Annotated in this window: 13 protein-coding genes and 1 tRNA gene; 5 read left to right on the forward strand and 9 right to left on the reverse strand. The window is 64.1% G+C overall.

Going from position 1 to position 20,621, the window contains the following annotated elements:
• Position 1: 1 nt before the first annotated feature.
• Genes recD through Q0X61_RS03240 form a run of 3 tightly spaced genes read right to left on the reverse strand, consistent with a single transcriptional unit; the run spans position 2 to position 7,726 of the window.
• Positions 2–1,708: an exodeoxyribonuclease V subunit alpha gene (gene recD / locus Q0X61_RS03230; RefSeq protein ID WP_297740297.1), complete on the reverse strand. Its 1,707-nt coding sequence runs from the start codon at positions 1,706–1,708 to the stop codon at positions 2–4.
• Entirely contained in the window at positions 1,701–4,814 is a 3,114-nt protein-coding gene (locus Q0X61_RS03235; RefSeq protein WP_297740299.1) for a UvrD-helicase domain-containing protein, read from the reverse strand. Before Q0X61_RS03235 ends, recD begins: the two co-directional genes overlap by 8 nt.
• The gene (locus Q0X61_RS03240) at positions 4,808–7,726 is read right to left on the reverse strand and encodes an exodeoxyribonuclease V subunit gamma (protein ID WP_297740301.1); all 2,919 of its coding nucleotides are present in this window, start codon (positions 7,724–7,726) and stop codon (positions 4,808–4,810) included. The genes Q0X61_RS03235 and Q0X61_RS03240 overlap by 7 nt, the downstream gene beginning before the upstream one ends.
• 110 nt (positions 7,727–7,836) lie before the next feature.
• Between Q0X61_RS03240 and Q0X61_RS03245 the strand changes: the two genes are divergently transcribed.
• Entirely contained in the window at positions 7,837–9,867 is a 2,031-nt protein-coding gene (locus Q0X61_RS03245) for an ATP-dependent DNA helicase UvrD2 (RefSeq protein ID WP_297740303.1), read from the forward strand.
• Here Q0X61_RS03245 and Q0X61_RS03250 read toward each other — a convergent pair.
• The 3 genes from Q0X61_RS03250 to Q0X61_RS03260 all read right to left on the reverse strand — a co-directional run bounded on the left by Q0X61_RS03250 (position 9,851) and on the right by Q0X61_RS03260 (position 12,203).
• Positions 9,851–10,378 (reverse strand): hypothetical protein, encoded by a 528-nt coding sequence (locus Q0X61_RS03250; protein ID WP_297740305.1) that lies wholly within the window; start codon positions 10,376–10,378, stop codon positions 9,851–9,853. The two genes, Q0X61_RS03245 and Q0X61_RS03250, sit on opposite strands and share 17 nt — an antisense overlap.
• 123 nt (positions 10,379–10,501) lie before the next feature.
• Positions 10,502–10,663: a DUF5679 domain-containing protein gene (locus tag Q0X61_RS03255; protein WP_297740307.1), complete on the reverse strand. Its 162-nt coding sequence runs from the start codon at positions 10,661–10,663 to the stop codon at positions 10,502–10,504.
• A 217-nt stretch (positions 10,664–10,880) separates the two neighbouring features.
• Positions 10,881–12,203, reverse strand: a complete 1,323-nt coding sequence (locus Q0X61_RS03260) for a zinc-dependent metalloprotease (RefSeq protein ID WP_297740308.1) — start codon at positions 12,201–12,203, stop codon at positions 10,881–10,883.
• 108 nt (positions 12,204–12,311) lie between these two features.
• Between Q0X61_RS03260 and Q0X61_RS03265 the strand changes: the two genes are divergently transcribed.
• The 3 genes from Q0X61_RS03265 to Q0X61_RS03275 are packed head-to-tail and all read left to right on the forward strand — an operon-like array spanning position 12,312 to position 16,850.
• Positions 12,312–13,355, forward strand: a complete 1,044-nt coding sequence (locus Q0X61_RS03265) for a PDZ domain-containing protein (protein ID WP_297740310.1) — start codon at positions 12,312–12,314, stop codon at positions 13,353–13,355.
• Positions 13,348–13,863 (forward strand): PPA1309 family protein, encoded by a 516-nt coding sequence (locus Q0X61_RS03270; protein ID WP_297740312.1) that lies wholly within the window; start codon positions 13,348–13,350, stop codon positions 13,861–13,863. Before Q0X61_RS03265 ends, Q0X61_RS03270 begins: the two co-directional genes overlap by 8 nt.
• Positions 13,860–16,850 (forward strand): UPF0182 family protein, encoded by a 2,991-nt coding sequence (locus Q0X61_RS03275; RefSeq protein WP_297740314.1) that lies wholly within the window; start codon positions 13,860–13,862, stop codon positions 16,848–16,850. The genes Q0X61_RS03270 and Q0X61_RS03275 overlap by 4 nt, the downstream gene beginning before the upstream one ends.
• Before the next feature lie 9 nt (positions 16,851–16,859).
• Here the strand turns inward: Q0X61_RS03275 and Q0X61_RS03280 are convergent, their stop codons facing one another.
• The 3 genes from Q0X61_RS03280 to Q0X61_RS03290 are packed head-to-tail and all read right to left on the reverse strand — an operon-like array spanning position 16,860 to position 20,468.
• Positions 16,860–18,167, reverse strand: a complete 1,308-nt coding sequence (locus Q0X61_RS03280; RefSeq protein WP_297740316.1) for a pitrilysin family protein — start codon at positions 18,165–18,167, stop codon at positions 16,860–16,862.
• Positions 18,167–19,423, reverse strand: a complete 1,257-nt coding sequence (locus tag Q0X61_RS03285; RefSeq protein WP_297740318.1) for a pitrilysin family protein — start codon at positions 19,421–19,423, stop codon at positions 18,167–18,169. The genes Q0X61_RS03280 and Q0X61_RS03285 overlap by 1 nt, the downstream gene beginning before the upstream one ends.
• Before the next feature lie 10 nt (positions 19,424–19,433).
• Positions 19,434–20,468, reverse strand: coding sequence for an acetylxylan esterase (locus Q0X61_RS03290; protein ID WP_297740320.1), 1,035 nt, complete (start codon positions 20,466–20,468; stop codon positions 19,434–19,436).
• A gap of 60 nt (positions 20,469–20,528) precedes the next feature.
• Between Q0X61_RS03290 and Q0X61_RS03295 the strand changes: the two genes are divergently transcribed.
• Positions 20,529–20,602: transfer RNA gene (locus Q0X61_RS03295), tRNA-Met, on the forward strand.
• Positions 20,603–20,621: the final 19 nt, after the last annotated feature.

The following is a 20,621-nucleotide window of genomic DNA, read 5'->3' on the forward strand; positions in this document are numbered from 1 at the left end:
GTCAGGGCTGGCTCGCGTGTAGGGCCAGCCCCGACGACCGGCGCACCGGGGTGCGGATGCACTCTTCGAGGGCCGCGCGGGAGCCGTAGATGCGCAACTCGCTGCGCGCTCTCGTGATGGCTGTGTAGACAAGTTCGCGCGTGGCCAGTGGCGACCCTTCAGGAGGGAGCACCACACTCACCACCGCATACTGGCCGCCCTGCGCTTTGTGCACCGTCATCGCGTGCAACTCGGCAGCGCCGTCCAGGAGCGACGGCGGCACCAGGCGCGGCTCATCGCTATCGTCGACGGCGGCGACGAGCTGGCCCTCATCGTTGATGATCACCGCGACGTCACCATTGTGAAACCCGCCTGCATTGCGAGTGAGAAGCAAGGGCTCGCCGACGTATGGACGTGTCGCGCCGTACTGCGGAAACTCGACGGCGACCATGCGGCGCGCTGCCTGCCCCCACGCCTGCACGCCGAATGGCCCCAGCCGATGCGCGCATAGCACTCGGTGGGCGTTGAGCGCGTCGAGTGCCGCTCGCGCCTGTCCACCCTTGGCGGCTGAGAGTACCGCCTGAGCGGTGGCGGTGACGTCGTCGCGGAATTGCTCGAAGCCCCCGATGTCGCGCCCTTCATAGTCGAACCACGAAATGGAGCTGGATTCGTCGATGATGGTGTTGACGGCTCCAACGTCGCCTTGATCGATGGCAGTAGCCAGCGCGGAGATTTCGGGATTGCTGCGCCTGTTCGTGCGCAACTCGATGACGCTGCCGGGCTGCGTGAGCTGTGGGTTCGCGACGATGTCCGCCAGCACAGCGCCGGCGTCGACCGACCGTAGCTGATGCGGATCGCCGACGAGCACCAGCCGCGTTCGGGGGGATAGCGCATCGAGCAGTGACGCCATATGCTCGAGCGACACCATCGAGACCTCGTCGACCACCACCACGTCGTAGGGCAGCGGATTCTGGGCGTGATATGTGGCACGAGGGCCGCGAATAGGTTTCCCCAGCAAGCTGTGTAGCGTTCCCGAGAACGGTGGGCGAGCGGCGGTACCCGGCAGTAGCTGACCGCGCACCGAATCGTGAAGTTGCCGAGCGGCCTTACCCGTCGGTGCAGCCAGCGCGATGGAGATGGGGCCAGATGCGCCGAGCGAATTCAAGATGCGCACCACTGTGGTGGTCTTGCCGGTGCCAGGCCCGCCGGTGACTACGCTCGTCATGTGCGCCATCGCGGCGCGGACAGCAGCGTCTTGCTGCTTGTCGGGCTCGTTCGTAGAGGGCAACGGCACAGCATCGTCGGCGATGGGCAGGGCTTTCCTGCGCTCCAACGCTTCAGCCACCGCCAGCTCCTGGGCATGGAATCGTGCCAGGTAGAGCCTGCCGTCGTCGAGGATGAAGGGCCGTCCGTCACCCACGAGGCGAGAGTTCGCGACGAGTTCCACCCACTCCTGCGGGTGGGGCCATGGCAGCGCTTGGTCGGCGCCAGCACCACCACCGTCGTCAACCTCCGACAAGGGCTTCAGTTCGTGAGCATTAGCCAGCACCACGCACACGGAACCCAACCGAAGCTCGCGCACCGCGAGCGCGAACGCGAGCAGCACGCGTTCGTCGGGCTCATAACCTTGACTCAGGCGCCGGGCGAGATGGAAGTCGGCGAGCCCGATCATGCCCGCCTCGCAGTACTGACGCAGCAGGCCCGTCGCCGATGCGGGCAGTTCATGCATGGTGGCCTCCCAAAAGCTCGCTCACGGCAACCACCAGATCGGGTGATGGGTACCAGGAGAACACTCCGCAAGTGTGCCCGTCGATCACCGGGGTAGTGGGCCCCGCCATACCGCGGATGAAGAGATAGCCGACCCCGCCGAGATGCTGCTCGGGAACATACCCAGGCAGGCGTATGGAGAGGTAACGATGGAGCGCGGCGGAATAACAGATAGCCTGCAGCGGGTAGTGAGCGGCCATCATGGCGTGAGCCATCGCAGCCTGTGTGTAATGGCCCAGCGTGAGCACGTCGTCGGGCGAAGGTGCGAGCCGGTTCGTTTTGTAGTCCACGACGAGGAACTTCCCGGCTTCGTTGTGTAGGACCGCATCGATGGAGCCGGTGAGCATTCCTGAGAGCACCTTGTGCGAAGCCTCCGAAGCTGCGAGGAGGTTCGGGTACTCGACGAGCGGGTCGTTCGCTGGGATGTGTGCCTGCATGAGTTGCGCAAGCTGCCCGACGGTGGCTGCACTGTCGCCTCCCATGGGAAGGTCGAAGTCGAGTTCGGCGAGCCGTAACTGGGTGGGGATATCGCTGAGCGACTGCGGCGTGAGCGGCAACAGCGGTGTGGTGACGACGGCTTCGAGACCGTCGGCCAGGATGGCGCGCTCTGACTCGGCAAACGCGATGGCGTGCATGTCGACCACTGCCTCGATGCGGGCTCGTCGCCCTTCACCTGACCAGTCGAGCACTTCGAGTGCCTCGTGAACCAGGGTTCCGAACTCGGCTCCTGCCGGCAGCGTGCCCATGGGAGCCGGGGTGCTGAGCGCGGGATCGGCGACGAGCTCGTCGCCGGTGTCTGGCTCATCGGCGCCCGAGGGGGCATCGTGCATGCCCTGCGTGAGACCGGTGTACGAGGTGCGTCGCCACTGCTGATCGATCGAGCGATGGGCCTCAGCCAGATGCAACGCAGGGGTACCCCGTTTGCGGGTATTGCGTGGCGCGACGGGCGCCTCGGGGACGGTATCGACGCGCACCAACGGTATAGGCGAGGGTGTGGACCAGGGGTACGCGTCTGCCAGCTGCGGTTGCGAGCGGTCATGAAACATGACCGCCGAGAGGGGGCCTCGGCTGCTGTTGCGCTCATCGGTATGCCATGCGATGGCGAGGTGCTTCGCCCTGGTGAGCCCGACGTACAACAGCCGCAGTTCTTCTTGCCGGGCTTGGCGGGCGGCCAAGTCGCTGATGCGCGTTCCCTGCGGCTCCTGGCGCATCCACAACACTGAGGCTTCGTCGAGTTCGACGTGGAAGGGGCGCTTGGGGTAGTGCCGAAGCGGGGACATGTCGGGCAGCAAGACGATAGGGAACTCGAGCCCCTTCGCAGAGTGCAGCGTCATCACCCGGATGGAGGGTGCATTGGTGGTCACGCGCAGTTCGGCTTGACCGTCGAGTTTCGATTGCTCATCGATGGTGCGCAGCAGTGCCACCGTGCCGCGGTGACCTGACTCGTCGAGCAGCTCTCCGATGTGGAGGAGGTCGGTGAGGTAGCGTTCGCCGCCTGGCTGCCCGACGAGCCGTGCCTCGAGCGCGGTGCGCTCACGAATGACGTCGAGCGCCGCACTCGGCCCATCATCGACGAGGGCCTGCCTGGCACTGAGCATCATGTCGGCGAGCTGCGTGGTGCCTTCTGGCGTCGCGAGCTCGTTCACGCGCATACCGATCAGATCTGTGAGTGCAACCACGCGCTCCGCTGACCCACCGTCGGGCGCAAGCCCTCGAAGCAGACGTTTCCAATCGTCTGCGGCAGGCTGTTCCCACACATTCGATGCGCCGTACAGCACTGCGGCGTAGCCGAGTTCGTTGAATCGCTGCGTGACCTGCGCTGCCACTGAGCGTGCACGCACGAGCACGGCAATATCGGAAAGCCCAACCAGGCGGTCGTCAACCTGCTGCCCCAACAAGGCATCGACTTGGGCAACGAGATCGTCGAGCACACGCTCTTGCACGCGCTCGCCTCGGGCCTGGCGAACCCAAATGCGCTCAGGCACATCGAGATCAAGACGGTTCGGATGGCTGGCCTCAACGTCATGCACCCGGACCACGCCATGGCCTAGATCGAGACCCTCCATGAGGCGCACGACGCCGTCGACGATGCCCTTGTCAGAGCGGAAATTGGTGCCCAGTGTCTGGCGGTCAGCAATCTCTGCGGTACGAAGATAGGTGCGTAGATCCGCTTTGCGGAACCCATAGATGGACTGTTTCGGGTCGCCGATCAAGATTGTGGGCCTATCGTCGTCGAGGAAGGCAGCCTGGATGACGTCCCACTGGTCGGGGTCGGTGTCTTGAAATTCGTCGACGAGCACCGCACGGTAGGCGTTTTGCAGCCAGCGCACGGCCGCGGAGCCATTCACCCCGTGCCGCAGTACCGCACGCAACCGCGCGACGAGATCGTCGAAAGTGAGGATGCCGAGTGCCTGCTTGCGCTCAGCGAACATGGCGCGCACCTCGTTGCCGAAGATGGCTTCTTCTGCATCGGCAGGGGCGAGCTCGATGGAGGTCTTGCACGCCTCCTTCGCCAACCGCAAGGCGCGATCGGGTGCGAAGGGTGGCTGCTCCGTGTCGTGATACCGGGCGAGGAAGCAGTCGGCGCCACATTCCTCCATGAGCTGTTCGGCCGCGGAGAGCTCTTCGGCGTGGTCTGCGTCGCCCAGTACGCCCATCTGCTGTAACGCCCGCTGGCAAAACTTGTGAATGGTGAACACCGCTGCCTGGTCAAAGTTGTCGAGGGCAGATTCGAGCCTGGCAATGCGTTCCTCGACGTCTCCGAGCTCGGCAAGATAGCTCACGATGGCCGCGTAGTCGGCCTCGTCGGTGATCTGCTCGCCCGCGAGGTGCTTGCGCAAGGAAGCGGCGCAGGAATCCACCGCGTCGAATACTCTGGCGCGAAGCTCGGCGGCGGCATTGTTGCTGAAGGTGATCATGAGGATCTGATCGATGCGCATGCCTGCTTCTGCGATGTAGCGCACGGCGAGGCCGGCGATGGTGAAGGTTTTGCCGGTGCCCGCGCTCGCTTCGAGCAGCAAGGTGGAGCGGGGGAGCGGGCCGTCAATCGCAAACACGTTCGTCACCATGAGCCTCCTTGCTCAGCCAGCGGCTGGTACAAGGCTGCCGCCCAACGTTCGAAGATGCTGTTCGACGGGCCGGGGGGATCGTCGCTGGTTGGCGGATCGTCGAAGAGCTGCCTCGCGGGTTCGGTGTAGAACAGCGTCCAGCGTTCGTCGGGGTGCGCCCATTTCTTGAATGCGAACGGTGCGGGATGCGTCCAGTCACGACGGTTGAAGCGATGCGTGCGCTGTTCCATCACGAGCGAGAACGCGGGCTCGAAGGGCACGGGCAACAGCCGCGACCGCCCCACCGTATGGGCGCGCACGTACAGCTCGAGTAGTTGCGCCGCGCGTTCAGGGGGCAGCTGACGCAACTCGTTGTATTTCGTGCGGTCTCTGCCGGGGCGCAGCACCACCGCACTCACGCGCACGCCCTGGCAAGCGAGGGCCAGAATATGCAACCAGGGTTGGAGGAGCGCTCGGGTGCCTGAGCCTGCAGCCGGGACGACGATGTGGCCGCCATGCACCTGCGCGATGCCGGTGAGACGGGTTCCAGCCACTTCGACATCGATATCAACGAACTGTGGAGCTTCAGCCATCAGGCGTGTCGATTGCGCGACGATGGCGTCGGCTTGCCTGCCGATGTTCGCCGCCATCGCGCGCCCGTAGGCGCCTTGAGGCACCAGCTGCGACTGCTCGGCACGGCGCAGTAGTTCCTGTGGCTCGATGTGGCGCATTCGCCCTTGGATGAAGGCTTCCCTGATTTTCCAGCTCGCGAGGCCGCCGAGTTGCAGCGGCACACGGTCGTCGAGCGTGATGTCATCGTCGGCATAGATGGTCGCCTGCTGGGCGAGAAATTCTCTGGCCGGGTCGAGGAGGAACGCCTTGAGTTTTGTGAGAGCAAGTTGCTCGACGGGAGCCTGGATCGGAAGGTGGAGCGCAGCCTTTCGGCGCTCGACGATCGCTCGATGTTCGCTGGGCTCGAGGGCGGCTCGCGCTCCCTCGAAGGCTGCGCCATCGAAGGACGCCGAGGACGCGGTGCGGAACTGGCTGGCGTTGAACGGCTGAGGGGCGTGCTGCACAATGCCGGGGAACGGCACCCCGAGCTGGCGCAGTAATAACCGTATGCTCACCGGACTCGCGAGCGCGTTTCCGGTACGTTCGGAGTGCGTTGCCGTGATGATGAGCAACTGCTCAGCTGCGGACGCGTGCGCGAGCAGTTGACGTTGCATGACGCGGCCCCTGTCTGGCAGCGTGTCGGGGAGCTCGTCGGGCAAGGCACCGGTGGTGACGTCGTCGAGGCCGATCATGGCCACCAGGCCGGCATCGATGTGACAGGCTTCGTGTGGTGCGACGACGTGCAGCTCGCCATTGCCCAGCGGGGGCCGATGCCACCGAGCAGGTAGTTCGGCTTCGATCAGGCGGCGGAACTCGCTGTGGCCGAGGTGCACCGTCGACGACTCGTGCGCCTGGGCAATGCGCTCGAACACCGTGGCCGCCTGCTGTTCCATCCAGCCATCCTCGAAGCTGAGACCAACGAGTTGCTCCAGTGCTTGAAGGGCGGCCTGCGCCCATTCGGACACGGTGAGACGTGTCTTCGTCGTTTCGCGCAGCGCCCAGATCCTGCCGATCACCTCAGTGAGTGCTCCGATGAGGTCGAGGTCGTTCGACGTCGTGTCCTCCACGCCGAGTACTCCACGAGGCCCTGCCACCCCACCCATTGCAATACCCGTGAGGAGCGCGTCGATACCGCTTTGCCAGGTATTGACGGCATCACGAGGCAGACCGAACTCTGCTCGATGATTGCCACCCAGACCCCAATGCACCTCGGCTGCGTCGACCAAGTCGAGCAGATCCGTGCGCCGGTTGGCGAACCCCCAGCGTGAGGAGATGGCCGGTAGCAGGAGAAATTCCACCACCTCGTTGACCGTGGTGCGCCCGGCGACGAGATCGAAGGTGGCGAGGATGGCGTCAATCGCGTGGTTGCCGCCCTGCGAGGTGCGGACTTCCGCGACGCGCAACGCGCCGCCTGGGTGGTGGCTCGAGGAACGGAACACGGCATTGAGCACGGGCGCCCAGGCATCAGGATTCGGGCACACGATACGCACGTCCCGCGGCTCGAGATGCGGGCGCGTCTCGAAGCAGCGCAGCAACTCATCACGCAACACTTCCGCCTGCCTCAGCTGGGAATGCGAGCCGTGAATCTGCACCTCGGGAACCGCACGCAGGGGCTTGCCAACGCGGACCGGCTCATCGTGGGCAACCTCACAAAGCCAATCCGGCGCGCCCCCGACACTCCACACGACGCGAGGGGAGAGCGCCTGGAGTAACGGGTGATGGGAGGGCGCTATCTCATCGACGCAGAACACCCAGGTGGGCCGCTCGAGCTGGGCGGCAGCCTGCGTAAGCTGCTGTGACGCCTGAACCGGATTGAACTGCAGCAGCTCGCAGGCGCTGCGTAACAAGGCAGGCTGCCAGGCCAAGTGTTCGGGTAGCGAGCCGTCGTCACCTGCGAGCCAGTGCTCCACCATCGACGGCGCGTGCTCAGCGTAGCGGCGGAACAGCTGGGCGAACCGTCCACAGGCAGACACTTTTCGCCCCGGGATTGCCAAGAACGCCTGTAGCGGGGGATAGAGGTGCGCGACGGCATCAACTTGCTCAGCAATGGCCGTGACGAGCCTGCTGCCGCGCCAGGCATCCCACTGCGCACTGACGGCCGCGTCGGCGGCGAGGACGGACGTGAGCTGCCCGATGGTGAAGAAGTCGATGCCCGCCGAGATGCCCTCGATCGTGGCGATCTCTTGGCTGAGCAGCCTGGCAGAACCAGGCGAATCGACCACCACCATGCCACGAGCGAATGGCGAGCGCAGTTCGTCGCGAATGGCAGCGACCAGTTCGGGCACCATCGCCCGCCAACTCGTGCCCAGACGTACCTGCATCACCTGCTCCTTCCGATGTGTGCAGCAGCCTAATGGGTGCCTCTGACATTTCTCATGACGCGAAGCATTGTCGGTGGCCTTTGGTAGTTTGGCCGGTTGGGAGGCCATATATGGCGGATGCAATACTCGATGCGCTCGATCCAGAACAGCGGCAGGTGGCGCTGGAGCTGGACGCGCCCGTTGTCGTGCTCGCAGGAGCTGGCACCGGGAAAACGCGCGCCATCACCCACCGCGTCGCGCATGCCGTGCGCTCTGGCCGCTACGACCAGCGCGCCGTGCTCGCCGTCACCTTCACTACTCGGGCGGCTGGCGAGATGCGGGTGCGACTGGCGCAGCTCGGCGTTCGGCACGCGCAGGCGCGCACCATTCATGCAGCCGCACTGCGCCAGTGTCGCTACTTCTGGCCGCAGGCGTACGGCACGCCGTTTCCTGAGGTCGCCGAGAACGCGTTCGGCATCATCGCCCGCGCAGCCACCCATGTGCTCGGCGATGTCGACACGGCACTGATCCGTGACCTCGAAACCGAGCTCTCATGGGCGAAATCGAGCAATGTCTCTCCCGACGCCTACCCCGAACTTGCGGTGGGCAGAAGCGTCGCAGGTGCGACGCCTACGCAGGTCGCTGCCGTGATGGACGGGTATGAGAAGGGCAAGCAAGCTCAAGACGTGGTCGACTTCCACGACATTCTGCTCTGCAATGCAGCGTTACTCAGCGGGCATCCGGCCATTGCTGAGCAGATCCGTGCGCAGTATCGCCACTTCGTCGTCGACGAGTACCAGGATATCTCCGCAATTCAGCATCGGCTGATCGGTTTGTGGGTGGACGGGCGCTCTGACGTGTGCGTCGTAGGCGACCCGAACCAGTCCATTCACGCCTTCGCCGGGGCTAATCCTCGGTTCCTCCGGGAATTCGCCGACGACTACGACGGTGCCGTCACGGTGAATCTGGTGCGCAACTACCGCTCCACGCCCGAGATCCTCCGCGTCGCGACACATGTGCTGAAACCTCCACGCGGTGAACGGTTGCGGGCCACGCGCGTCTCCGGCGACGAGCCGGTGGTGCAGGCCGCAGGAACCGTCACGAACGAGGCTGAAGGCACCGCGAACTGGATTCTCGACAGACACGACCGCGGCACGCCCTGGAATGAAATCGCGGTGCTATACCGGATCAACGCCCAGTCGCCTGTGCTCGAGGCGGCACTCGATCAGCGCGGCATCCCGTACACCGTTCGTGGCACCGAGCGTTTCTACGAACGTGGCGAGGTGCGGCAGATCGTCGGAATACTGTTGCGGCAAGCCGAGTTGGATCCCGACGGTGACGCCTCCGCGCTGCTGGAGGCCGGGCTAGCGCAGGTGGGTTGGGTAGCAGAAGCCCCGGCGGGGCAGGGGCGACAACGTGAACGCTGGGAGTCGCTCACCGCGCTCAAGCAACTGTTCGACGAGGAGCAGAAACAACACGATGCCTGGACGGCCGGCGAGGCCGGCGCGTGGCTGCGAGAGCGAGTCTCCTGGGAACAGAGCCCCATCGCGCAGGCAGTCACCCTATCCACCATGCATGCGGCGAAGGGGCTCGAATGGGACGATGTGGCGATCATTGGGGTCCGAGAAGGGCTCGTGCCATTCCCACTCGCTACCGAAGAGCCCGAGCTGAGCGAAGAGCGTCGGCTGCTGTACGTCGCGTGCACTCGCGCCCGGCAGCATTTGCGGGTGAGTTGGAACTACATCGGCGCCGGGGGAAAACAGCCGCCCTCGCGCTTTCTCGACGGCATCCGCACGCGCCAGCATGCTGAAGGCGCAACGGTGCCCGGCAAGGCGCGAGAGAGTACATCTATCCGCTCGCGCACGTGCGTTGTGTGTGGACGCCTGCTCGCTACTGCGGCGGAGCGGAAGCTGCGGCACCATGAGGAGTGCGAACTCCCCGTTGACGAGCGGCTGTTCGCTGAGCTCAAGGCCTGGCGCAAGCGCACCGCTGATGAACTCAGCACGCCGGCGTTCGTTGTGTTCACCGACGCCACGCTCATGGCCATCGCGGAAGCCAAACCTACCGACGAACAGTCGCTCCTTGCGTTGCCTGGCATCGGGCGCTCGAAGCTCGCGAAATATGGCACCGCGGTGCTCGAAGTCATCACCCAGCACGTGTGAGTGCTGCGCGGCCTCCGCCGAACGCGATCGATGCAGCGCAACCAGGCGTGCGGCAGCTTGGGCGATGGCGGGTGGGCGTCGTCGCAATGCTTCCACTGCGTTCGTCCCACGTCAGCGCACGCCCAGCCAACGCGCCGCCACGACGGTGCTGCAGCGCGTGAATCTCGACTACGGCGCCAGCCATGGCCCATGCCCGAAGGTGTGCAGCGGCGGGCGTTTCATCATGGTTGGGCAGCGCGATGCATGAAGAGCACGGAGTAGCCCTGGGTAATAGCAGCGGTCCTACCGTTCCGGTGGTAGCGGAAGCCCAGACGTAGAGCGTCGGGCCTAGCTGAAAGGCGTGTGCCTCCAGCAGTGGGTAGGTCCCCGGAGCGAATTCGAGCACGACCAGTTCAGCGCCGATGGCGAACCCAAGGTCAGCTAGCGCCGCAGCGGGGGAGACGCGGTGGCAGCGTATCGTCGTCGATGTAAACAACGGGTCGTTGGTGTGGTCTGAAACGAGCAGGATCATGCATGCAGTGTCACACGTCAGGGGGTCAACTTAGCGGTAAGTGCGACACCCTGTGGGAAACCATCCGGAAAAGCAACGTGGGTCGACACCCGGAGGTGTCGACCCACAGCGTTTTGGTTGCGATCAGGCGCGACCGAGAATGCGGTTCAGGTTGGTGCTGCATTCGGGGCACTTGCCCTTGGCCATCTTGGTGCCCTTGTCGTTCACAACGACGTTGCCCTTGGCGTTGCGCTTAGCCTTGCACTTCACGCAGTAGAACTCGCCTTCCCAAGTCTCTTCAGCCATGTTTCCTCCTAGGTTGTTGGATGTCACCGACGGCGCCGGCAACGACCGCGGTGCCCAATCATGGACGGACACGGTGCTTCACATAAGGTGAGCCCTGCGAGCTCTACCCGCCTTCCCCTGCGGGCGAGCCCCACAGGACTCACAACAACTAAGTTTGGCCCTATTTCAGCAGAAACGTCAACTAGACTCGCGCGGGTGGATGCAACGTGTGCTTGCCTCACGATTCGAGGAGCTTGCGCAGTTCGTCGTCGAGGTCGTCGGAAGCGGGGGGTTCCTTTCCCTTCGCTACGAACGCCATCGGGTCTGTGAGGTCCTTCGCAGTGGGGATCAGGTCGGGATGCGACCAGATGGCATCGCGGCCTTCGACGCCCCGATCATGTTCGAGCGCGCCCCAGAGGTTGTTCGCGTCGCGTACGAGGCGCGGGGTGAGCTCCAGTCCGATCAGTTCGCGCAGCACGGAACGAACGGGCGATTCAGCGGCGCGTCGCCGTCGGAGCACCTCGACCAGTTCGGGAGCGTGCGGCATCCACTTGTCGAGGGTGTGCTGCGCCACATGATCCACCCACCCTTCGACGAGCGCGAGGAGGGTGCCGAGCCGTTCGAGGATCTGGAGCTGGGTCTCGGTGCTCGCCGGGCGGAAAAACGACACCTGCACTTCTTCGCCGATCTTGGTGAGATCTTCGAGCGACATTTGCTCGAGGTGCTCCGGTGAGAACCGATCGGAGATCGCGTCGAGGTCGATGGTGATTTCGCGCGCATAGTGCGTCATGAGTGCCTGGAGCTGAGGGGAAAGCCAGCCGACGTTGGCGAAGAGTCGCTGCCTAGCCGCCTCGCGCAGCAGCAGGAGAAGCATCATGTCCGACTCGTCCGCGTCGAGATCCTGCGTGAACTCGGAGACATTCGCCGGAATTACCACGACGTCGTTCTTCGCCGCCAAGTTGAAGCCGATCTCCGTGCCGGTGAGAGTGTCTCGTGCCACCTTGGCGAGCACTCGTCTCAGGCGTTCGCGATACATAGCTGACGCCGACTGGCGCAGCAGCGGACCCATCATGGAGCTCAGGTCGAGACCCTCCATCTGCGCAGCTCCTTCTGACGAGCTGCGTTGCAGCGCGTCTGCGAGGCCCTCGATGATCGGTTCGACGATCGACCGCCACCCTGCGCTGGTGTCGTCGAGCCACTGCGCACGAGTGCTGAGCCGAGCGGGCAGTCCGGGGGATTCGAATGTGGTGAATTCGTCCAGCCATGACTGTGCGAGGCGTTCCGCGTCGACGACGACGTCTTGCTCTCGCGGCTGAAGGTCTGGATCTGGCCCGGCCTCTTGGAGCGCGTGCTTGGCGGCGGTGATGGTGGTGAGCCACGCAGCGTCAGGATTCTGATCTGCGGCAGGGATGCCGAACATCATGGCGCCGCCGCTCGACTGCATCTGCTGCATACGCTGCATGATGGCCTCGAAATCGACGTCTCCGTCGGCGCCGAGGATGCCCATCTGCTCCATCATCTTGCGGATTTCCTCGAAATTGAAGCCACCTGGTTGCGTCACGGGCGACCACCTCCTAGGTCATCCATTGAACCGTACCGCGCAAGTGGGCGTCATCCTCTTTGCTGAACGTTGGTACTGTGTCGTGTTGAATGCGCGAAGGGAGAGGCCGTGAACCGCAATGCCGTGGCGATTTCATCGTCGGTGTTGTTCGTCGTGTTCGCAGCGATCCTCGTGCTAACCCCCACCCCGTACGTCACGTGGCGGCCTGGTCAGCCTATCAATGTGCTCGGTGAGACTGAGCAAGGGCCGGTCATCAGCGTCGAAGGCGTGGAGGCGCATGAGGCCACTGGCCAGTTGCTGCTCACACTGGTGTCGACGTCGAAAGTGGACACCACAGTGAGTCTTCCTGAGGCCATGCTGGTGTACTTCAGCGAAGGATCTGACGCGATGCCGCGGGACCTGATCTACCCGCCCGGTAAATCCGAAGATGAAATCACCCAGGAAGCCGTCGCATCCATGGACACCTCCCGCGACAACGCCATCGTCGCGGCCCTGCGAGCTGCAGGCATTCCCGTCACCGAGCGCCCCATGGTCTCCAGCGTGGTCGTCAACGGGCCATCCGGAGAGGAGCTGCGGCCCGGTGACTTGATTGTCGAAGTGAACGGGAAGCCGGTCGAAACGACGGCCGATGTCTCGGAAGCTGTTGGCTCAGCCAATGTAGGCACTGTCGTCAGCCTCAAGGTGTTGCGGGGCGGCAAGGAACACAAGGCCAATGTGACGACGGTGGCTTCGTCGCAGGATCCTTCAAGGGCCATCATCGGCATTGGGCTGGCGGTGGGCTACGAGTACGCGCCGAAGGTGACCTACGGGTTGAGCAACGACATCGTCGGGCCGAGTGCCGGACTGGTGTTTGCTCTAGGCATCTACGACAAGATCACTGCCGGCAAACTGATGGGTAACCTCACGGTGGCGGGCACGGGTGAGATTGATCCAAGCGGGCAAGTGCGTGCCATCGGAGGGATCCAGGAGAAGATGACGGGCGCGGAGAAGGAAGGTGCGACGGTGTTCCTCCTGCCCAAAGACAACTGTGAGGCCGTCGGCGATTTCAACACCAAAATGAGGCTTGTCCCCGTCTCTACCCTGCGCGACGCTATCGCCTCGCTCCAGTACATCCAAGAAGGAAACGAGGCGGAGGTGGCAACCTGTGGGTGATCCTTCACGACTGATTGCGGTTTTGCTCGACGTCGAACGGCACGTCTCAGAGCTGGGCTGGGACCAGCCCGCCCGCCTGTTTGCGCTTGTCGGCACCCGTGAACTCCTGCAGATGGAACCGCAGTTGGCAGGGCGTGTGCCAGAAGGTTCCGAAGATGGCATGAGCGCGGTGGAACAAGACGAGTTCCGAGCCGGGGATGATCTCTTCGAGCGCCTGGCAGGCATCTATTTTCCCGACTCGGTCGAAGGTGTTGCACTCAGTTTGGAGCGCACTTTCCTGCCAAGCACCTTTGAAGCGGACGTGCCGGAGAGGGACGACGAAGCCGTCGAGTTTGTGCGGAACCACCCGGAGCACCATGACGTGCGCGCTGTTGTTGGCGTGTTACGCGACGGCTCTAGGTACGGGTTGGCCCGCATCAAATCGCACCCCGACGATCTACTGCAAGGCACCGATATCATCCCCAATCTGCCTGATGCCCTGGCCCAGACCTTGAGGAGCGAAGCGTGAGTGAAGCACACGCCACGGAAGCACCCCACGAAGGCCGCAAAGTGTTGCCGTGGTTTATCGGCATCCTCGCGGCGCTCATCTTCGCGCTGGTGATTGGAGCCAGGATCAGCACAGACTGGTGGTGGTTCCAGTCAGTGGATTTTGCAACAGTATTCACGACTCGGCTCGTCGCGCAGATCGTGCTGTTTGCGGCATTCGCGCTGCTCATGTTTGGCATCACGTTCTCGTCGTTCGCCATCGCATACCGGCTGCGCCCGAAGGTACGGCGGGCGAACCTCGATTCTGAGCTGCTCATTCAGGCCCGCGACACGCTGGATGCGAAGTCGAAGCTCATCATGGCGGTGCCCGCGACCATTCTCGCCCTATTCTCCGGCGTGAGCGCGCTCGCGCAGGTGGACACGTTCCTCGCTGCATGGCGGGCCCAGCCGTTCGGCCAGCAAGACCCGTACTTCGGTCTCGACGCATCGTTCTACGTCTTTTATCTTCCGCTGATCAGGTACGTCGTCGGGTTCCTCCTCATGGCGATGGTCAGCGCCACGATCGGGTGCCTCGTCGTGCACTTCCTCACCGGTTCGATGAACGTCAAGGCCCTCTCGAGTGCGGGGAACACGAAGGCGAACCTCGGTGCGCACCGGCAGCTCTCTGTGCTGGCGGGCATCACCCTCCTCGTGCTCGCCGCCAACGCTTTCCTCGGACGATACGCGTACCTGACCGCGCGCAACCGCAACTTCACTGGTGTCGCGTTCACTGACGACACCGTCCGCATCCCTGCTCAGCTGATCCTCACTGGCATCATCGTGCTCGTCGCACTGGTGTGCTTCGCTAACGCATGGAAGGTGCGCTGGTCGATTCCCGCCGTGTCGGTCGCGCTGCTGCTGGTGTCGTCGTTGCTGCTGAGCGGCCCCTACCCGTGGGTCGTGCAGGAGTTCCAGGTGCTCCCAAACGAGCCCGACAAGGAGCGCGAGTACATCGGTAAACACCTCAAGACCACGCGCGAAGCGTACGGCATCGATGACATCGAGATCACTGACTACGAGGCCACCACGAAGGTGGCTGCAGGTCAGCTGCGCGCCGACGCAGAGGCGCTGCCCGCCATTCGTCTGATTGATCCGGCCATCGTCGGGGATACCTACGAGCAGTTGCAGCAGGTGCGTGGCTACTATCGCTTCCCGAAGACTCTCGACGTCGATCGCTACGTGATTGACGGCAAACCCACCGACGCGGTGGTGGCCGTGCGCGAACTGGACTTTGCGGCGTCGAACGCGGAAGTCACCTGGAACAACCAGCGCACCGTGTACACGCATGGCTACGGCATGGTTGCTGCGTACGGCAACCAGCGGCACAGCAACGGTGAGCCCGTGTTCTTCTCGGGAGGCATCCCGACGGTGGGGCTCGTCGACGAGCACGAACCACGCATCTACTACGGTGAACGGTCGGGCGACTGGGTAGTCGTCGGTGCGCCCGAGGGGCAAGCCCCCGTCGAGCTCGACACTCCCACGGGTGGCGAAGGGCGTACCGAATCGCGCTATACCTACACCGGTCGCGGTGGCGTCCCCATCGGGAATTTTGCGGCGAGGCTGATGTTCGCGGTTCGTCTCGGTGACATCAATTTGATGCTCTCCGAGCGTGTGAACGACGAGTCCAAGCTCATGTTCAATCGCGTGCCGTTGCATCGCGTGCAGGAAGTCGCGCCGTGGCTGACGCTGGATTCCGACCCCTATCCGAGCGTGGTCAACGGAAAGATCGTCTGGATCATCGACGGGTACACCACCACCGATCAGTTCCCGAACTCGCAGCGCATCAACTACACGTCGGCCATCTCGGACTCGCGAGGGCAAAGCAGCGCGATTCAGCCGACCGGGCAGGACGTCAACTACATTCGTAACTCGGTGAAGGCCACCGTCGACGCCTACGACGGCACCGTCACCTTGTACGAGTGGGACGAGAACGATCCGATCTTGAAGACCTGGAGCGAGGTGTACCCCGGAACAGTCAAGCCCAAGAGCGAGATCTCTCAGGACTTGCTGGAACACCTCCGATACCCGGCCGACCTGTTCAAGGTGCAGCGCGAGATTCTGGGGCGCTATCACACGACGAGCAGCGATACCTGGTACCAGCAGTCGGATGTGTGGCAGGTGCCTAACGATCCCGTGCGAGGCGGTGAGAACAAGCAGAAGGAACCGCCGTATTTCCTTACTATCCGCTGGCCAGAGGATAAGAAGCCTCACTACGCGAATACGACCATCTTCGTGCCGAAGGACCGCGAGAACTTGTCGGTGTACATGTCTGCGAACGCCGATGCGACGAGTGATGACTATGGCCGACTGCGGGTGTTGAAGCTCTCGGATGAGCAACAGATTCCTGGCCCAGGTCAGACGTACAACGCCATCCGCACCGACGAGCAGGTCGCTGACCGTCTGTTGCCGTTCAACCGCGAGGGCTCGGACACGAAGGCCATCTTCGGCAATTTGCTCACACTTCCGCTTGGCGGTGGGCTGCTCTACGTGCAACCGATCTACACGAAGACAAGCTCCACGTCGGGTGGTTACCCTGCGCTGCGGTTCATCGTCGTGCGCTTTGGCGAGAAGGTGGGCATCGGTGACACGCTTCAGGCAGCTCTCAACCAGGTCTTCCAAGGCGACGCGGGCGCCCAGACCGGCGAACGGGTCGAGGGCACGTCCCCAGAGGCGTCCGACAACAAGGAGAAGCCGTCGAAGGAGGGGGAGGAGAAACCGTCGGCGCAACCGTCGCAGCCTGCGAGCTCTCCGGTCGAGACGACACCGCCTTCGGCGAGCCCGTCTGCCGCACCTCAGCCCGCCGAGCCTGGAGCAGCCGTCCAAGCACGGGCGAGGTTAGACGAAGCCCAGACCTTGTTCGAGGAGTCCCAGAAGGCACTGCGCCAGGGCAACCTGGCCGAGTACCAGAAGAAGAACGACGAAGCGAAGGCCAAGGTGGAAGAAGCCATCAAGGAGCTCGACGGGCAGTGACTCCAGGCGCTACGTTCCGGGCTCGACGACCTCGGGGGAGTGCTCATCGAGCTGTGGGATGAGGGTGCGCGCATCGCCGGCGATCACGACGGTCACCTCATCGGGACTGATCAGCGCGCGCCACGCTTGGCTGGCGTCACCCGTCGTGACGGCGCTTAGGGCGTCGGTGTGCCGATTGATGAAATCGGTGTGCAGGTCTGCCTCGGCGAGTGCCGCGGCTTGTGTTGCGATGTCGGCGGATGTTTCGTTGGCGAGCGGGGCGATGCCGATTCTGAATGCCTTCGCATCCTCGATCTCGTCAGGCTGGATCGGCTCGTCGAGGCGACAGGCGTCGAGAATGCGCCTTAATGCGTCGCCTGCAACGTCGGTGCGGGTGTTGGTGGTCACTTGGAACAGGCTGCCCGTCGGATCGGGAGCGAATCCTCCGCCGATGCCGTAGGTGTATCCAAGACGCTCGCGCAGCTCGAGATTGAGTCGGCTCGCGAAACCTCCTGCGATAACGTGACCGGCCAGACGTACCGCCGCCCACTGCGGGTGCGTTCGTGAGATGCTCCGCTGGGCCACTTGGATCGTGGCCTGCACCGCGTCGGGAAAATCGACGACGAGTATGCGTCGGCTGCGGGTGGCGGGCTCTACGAGTGGGGAACGCTGAGCGGTTGCGGTCCAGGCCTCGAGCACGGAGGTCTCCAAGGATGGTAGCTCGCCGACGACGATCAGCGTCGCCTGCTCAGGGGCGAACTGCGCGGCATGCCAGGCAGCAACGTCGTCGCGAGTGATGTTCGCGAGCGTCGAAGGGGTGCCTGCTGCAGGCCGGCCGCGTCGCTGGTCTTGGCCGTAGAGCCCTGCCCGCATGGCTGCGCTCGCGGCAGCGGTGGGAGAGCTCAACCGCGTGTGGTAGGCGGCCGTTTGTGCCTCGATGTGCAGCGCGACGTCGTCATCGAGGTAAGCGGGCTCGCTGAGGATCTCGACGAAGAGCGGCAAGAATTCGGTGAAGCGCCGGGCGGGCACGAGCCCACCGAGCCGAGTGGAGTGGTGTGAGGCGGATGCGTGAAACGCGGCGCCTTGCGCGTCAATGAGTTCTTGTATGTCCGGGTGCGAGCGCGTCGCCTCGTCGAGGGCGTGGAGCGCGATCGTCGCAACTCCTTCCAGCGCCAGGGGTTCGTCGGCGAGCCGGATGGGCTGGACGAGCTCGAACGCCGCAACGTTCTGGCCCGGCATGGGGAAATGCCAGACAGTCAGGCCGTTTCCCAGGGTTTGGATGTGAGGCATTGGAAATTGCCAGGGGGCATCAGTGAGGCGCACCTCGGGGCGTTGCATCACGCCTCCTTTTGCAGGTAGTGGAGCTGATGGGCCATGTCTTGTTGCAGCCAGCGGGTGGCGGTGCGTCGGACATCCTCGGGGGTGAGTGCGAGCACGTCGTCGAGATAGCGGTTCACCCTTCCGGGGTCACCCCACAACTGCCAGGCCTCGTTGAACAGATCAGCGCGATCTTCTGCGGTTGAGAGCTGCCAGAGCCAGGAGCGTTCGTGCTGGGCGACTGCCCGATCGAACTCCGCCTCCGTCGGGCCGTGATCCACGAACTCAGCGATCTCGTCGAGCGCGCGCTCCGCGGTGCGATGGGGTTCGATGCCCTGGCCTGGACGCACTACAAGCACCGCGATCGACGGGGCGTTGCGATGTGTCAGGGAGAGCGCGTGAACCTCCTGCGCTATGCCCTCGCGCTTGACGAGATTGCGATGCAGTCGTGAGGCGTGCCCGTCAGCCAAGATGGACAGCGCTAGATCGATAGCGGGCTGGTCGGGTGCCGACGCGGTTGAGGTCGGCCACGACAAGTACACCAGAGAATGCGGCACATCGCGTCGAACGGTCGACGTTGTCGCCGCGAGCGGCGGAACCTCCGATGGGGCCGGCGCAGGCGCCGCGTCGCGGCGAGGAAGGTGCCCGAAGTAGCGCTCCGCCACTTCGAAGCCCTCGTCGAGGGCTACCGGCCCCGTGAGCACCAGCTTGGCGTTCGACGGCCGGTACCACGCATCGAAGAAGGCGGCGACGTCGTCGAGGCAGGCATCGTCGAGGTGCTGCATGGACCCGATCGGCAGATGCCCATAGGGGTGCTCGATGGGGAAGTGCTGCTCGATGAGGAGCTGGAGGAGGTCGCCGTAGGGCTGGTTGTCGTAGCGCTCGCGTTTCTCCTCCTTCACCACTTCGCGCTGCGCCTCGAAGTTCTCCTCGGTGATCGACAGCGAGCTGAGGCGATCGGCCTCCAACCACAAGGCGAGTTCGAGGCCGCCGCGCGGGACCGTCTCGAAATAGTTGGTGCGGTCGAACGATGTCGTGGCGTTCACGGTGCCGCCCATAGATTCGATGAGCGCCATGTGTTCCCCGGGCGCGACGTTGGCGGAGCCTTGGAACATGAGGTGTTCGAACAGGTGCGCGAAGCCGGTGCGCGACGGAGCCTCGTCGACAGAACCCACGTCGTACCAGATGTTCAGGGCGACGCCTGGGGCATTGGCGGGGGAGACCGCGACGCGTAGACCGTTGCTCAGCGTGGTGAGTTCGATGGGGTACGACGACATGGGCGGGAGTTTATCGAAGCGCATGTAGCCAGGTCTTGAACATGCTCGTGCGCTGCGCATCCTCTTCCTGCTCACCGGGATAGGCGGTATGGCCGCAGCTGGTGACGACGAGCTCCTTCTGCCCAGCCAGCGCGTGGTACACCGCGAATTGTCCGGGCGGCGGCACGGCTGGGTCCCACAGCGCGGCACCCACCATGGTGGGCGTCGTGACGTGTGAGGCGGCGGTGGCGGCATCGAAGTAGGCCAGCACATCGAGCGCCTCGGGGTGCTGTTCGACATACTTCGCGACGGCTCCGCCACTGCCAATGCACGTCAAGCTGACGCGCAGCGGGTGGTTGCCGAAGCTGGGTACGTGCAAGGCGGCGCGCTCGTAGTTGCCGCTGAGAAGTGCGAGCGCACCGGTGCCGCCGCCGAAGCTCGCTCCTTGATAGAGGCGGGGGTGAGCACCGACGAGGTGGTCGAGCTCCGCGCTCGCTCGCCAGATATCTTGGACACATCCGCGCAACACATACGTCGACGGGTCGGCGATGCCGTGCAGCACGTGCCCCCACGCCTCCGACGGAATGCCGGGAGTGATTGACAGCTCAGGGAGTCCCCGCGTGACGGGGAGGATGACGGCATCGGTGGCAGCGACGATGCCCTCGTCGAGTTCCGGGTACGCGCGACCCCCATACCCATGGCCGGCGGTGAGGTTGATCGTCGGTTTGCCGCTGAGTGGCAGCAGCACGAAGCATCCGACGCGCATACCGTCGGTGGACGTAAAAGAGCCGCGATGCAGGCGGTGCGTAGTAGCCAGCGCCGGTGGCACGTCGAGCTCCGAATCGAGCGTGAGCGACGGGGGCAGCGCTTCCGCCTCCGCGTACGCGTCGCGCCAGAACGCGAGAAAGTCCGACGGAGCTTCCGGCAGTGGCTGCGGCTGAAGGAGTTTGGCGGTGGGCCACCCGTAGGAAGCATCGCCTGGCCATCCGTCGATACGGCCTTGCTCGTGCCACTGCTGGTGCGGAGGCTCTTCCTCGCCGAGAAACGTCGTCGGGTTCGTGTTCATAGGTGCAACCGTAGCTCGATTTGGTGCTTTGCCGTCAGAGGTCTATAGTAGATCAAGCGACGCGGGGTGGAGCAGCTCGGTAGCTCGCTGGGCTCATAACCCAGAGGTCACAGGTTCAAATCCTGTCCCCGCTACGAAATCGGGACTCCCGTC

This window comes from uncultured Tessaracoccus sp. (assembly GCF_947255005.1).
GTDB lineage: Bacteria > Actinomycetota > Actinomycetes > Propionibacteriales > Propionibacteriaceae > Arachnia.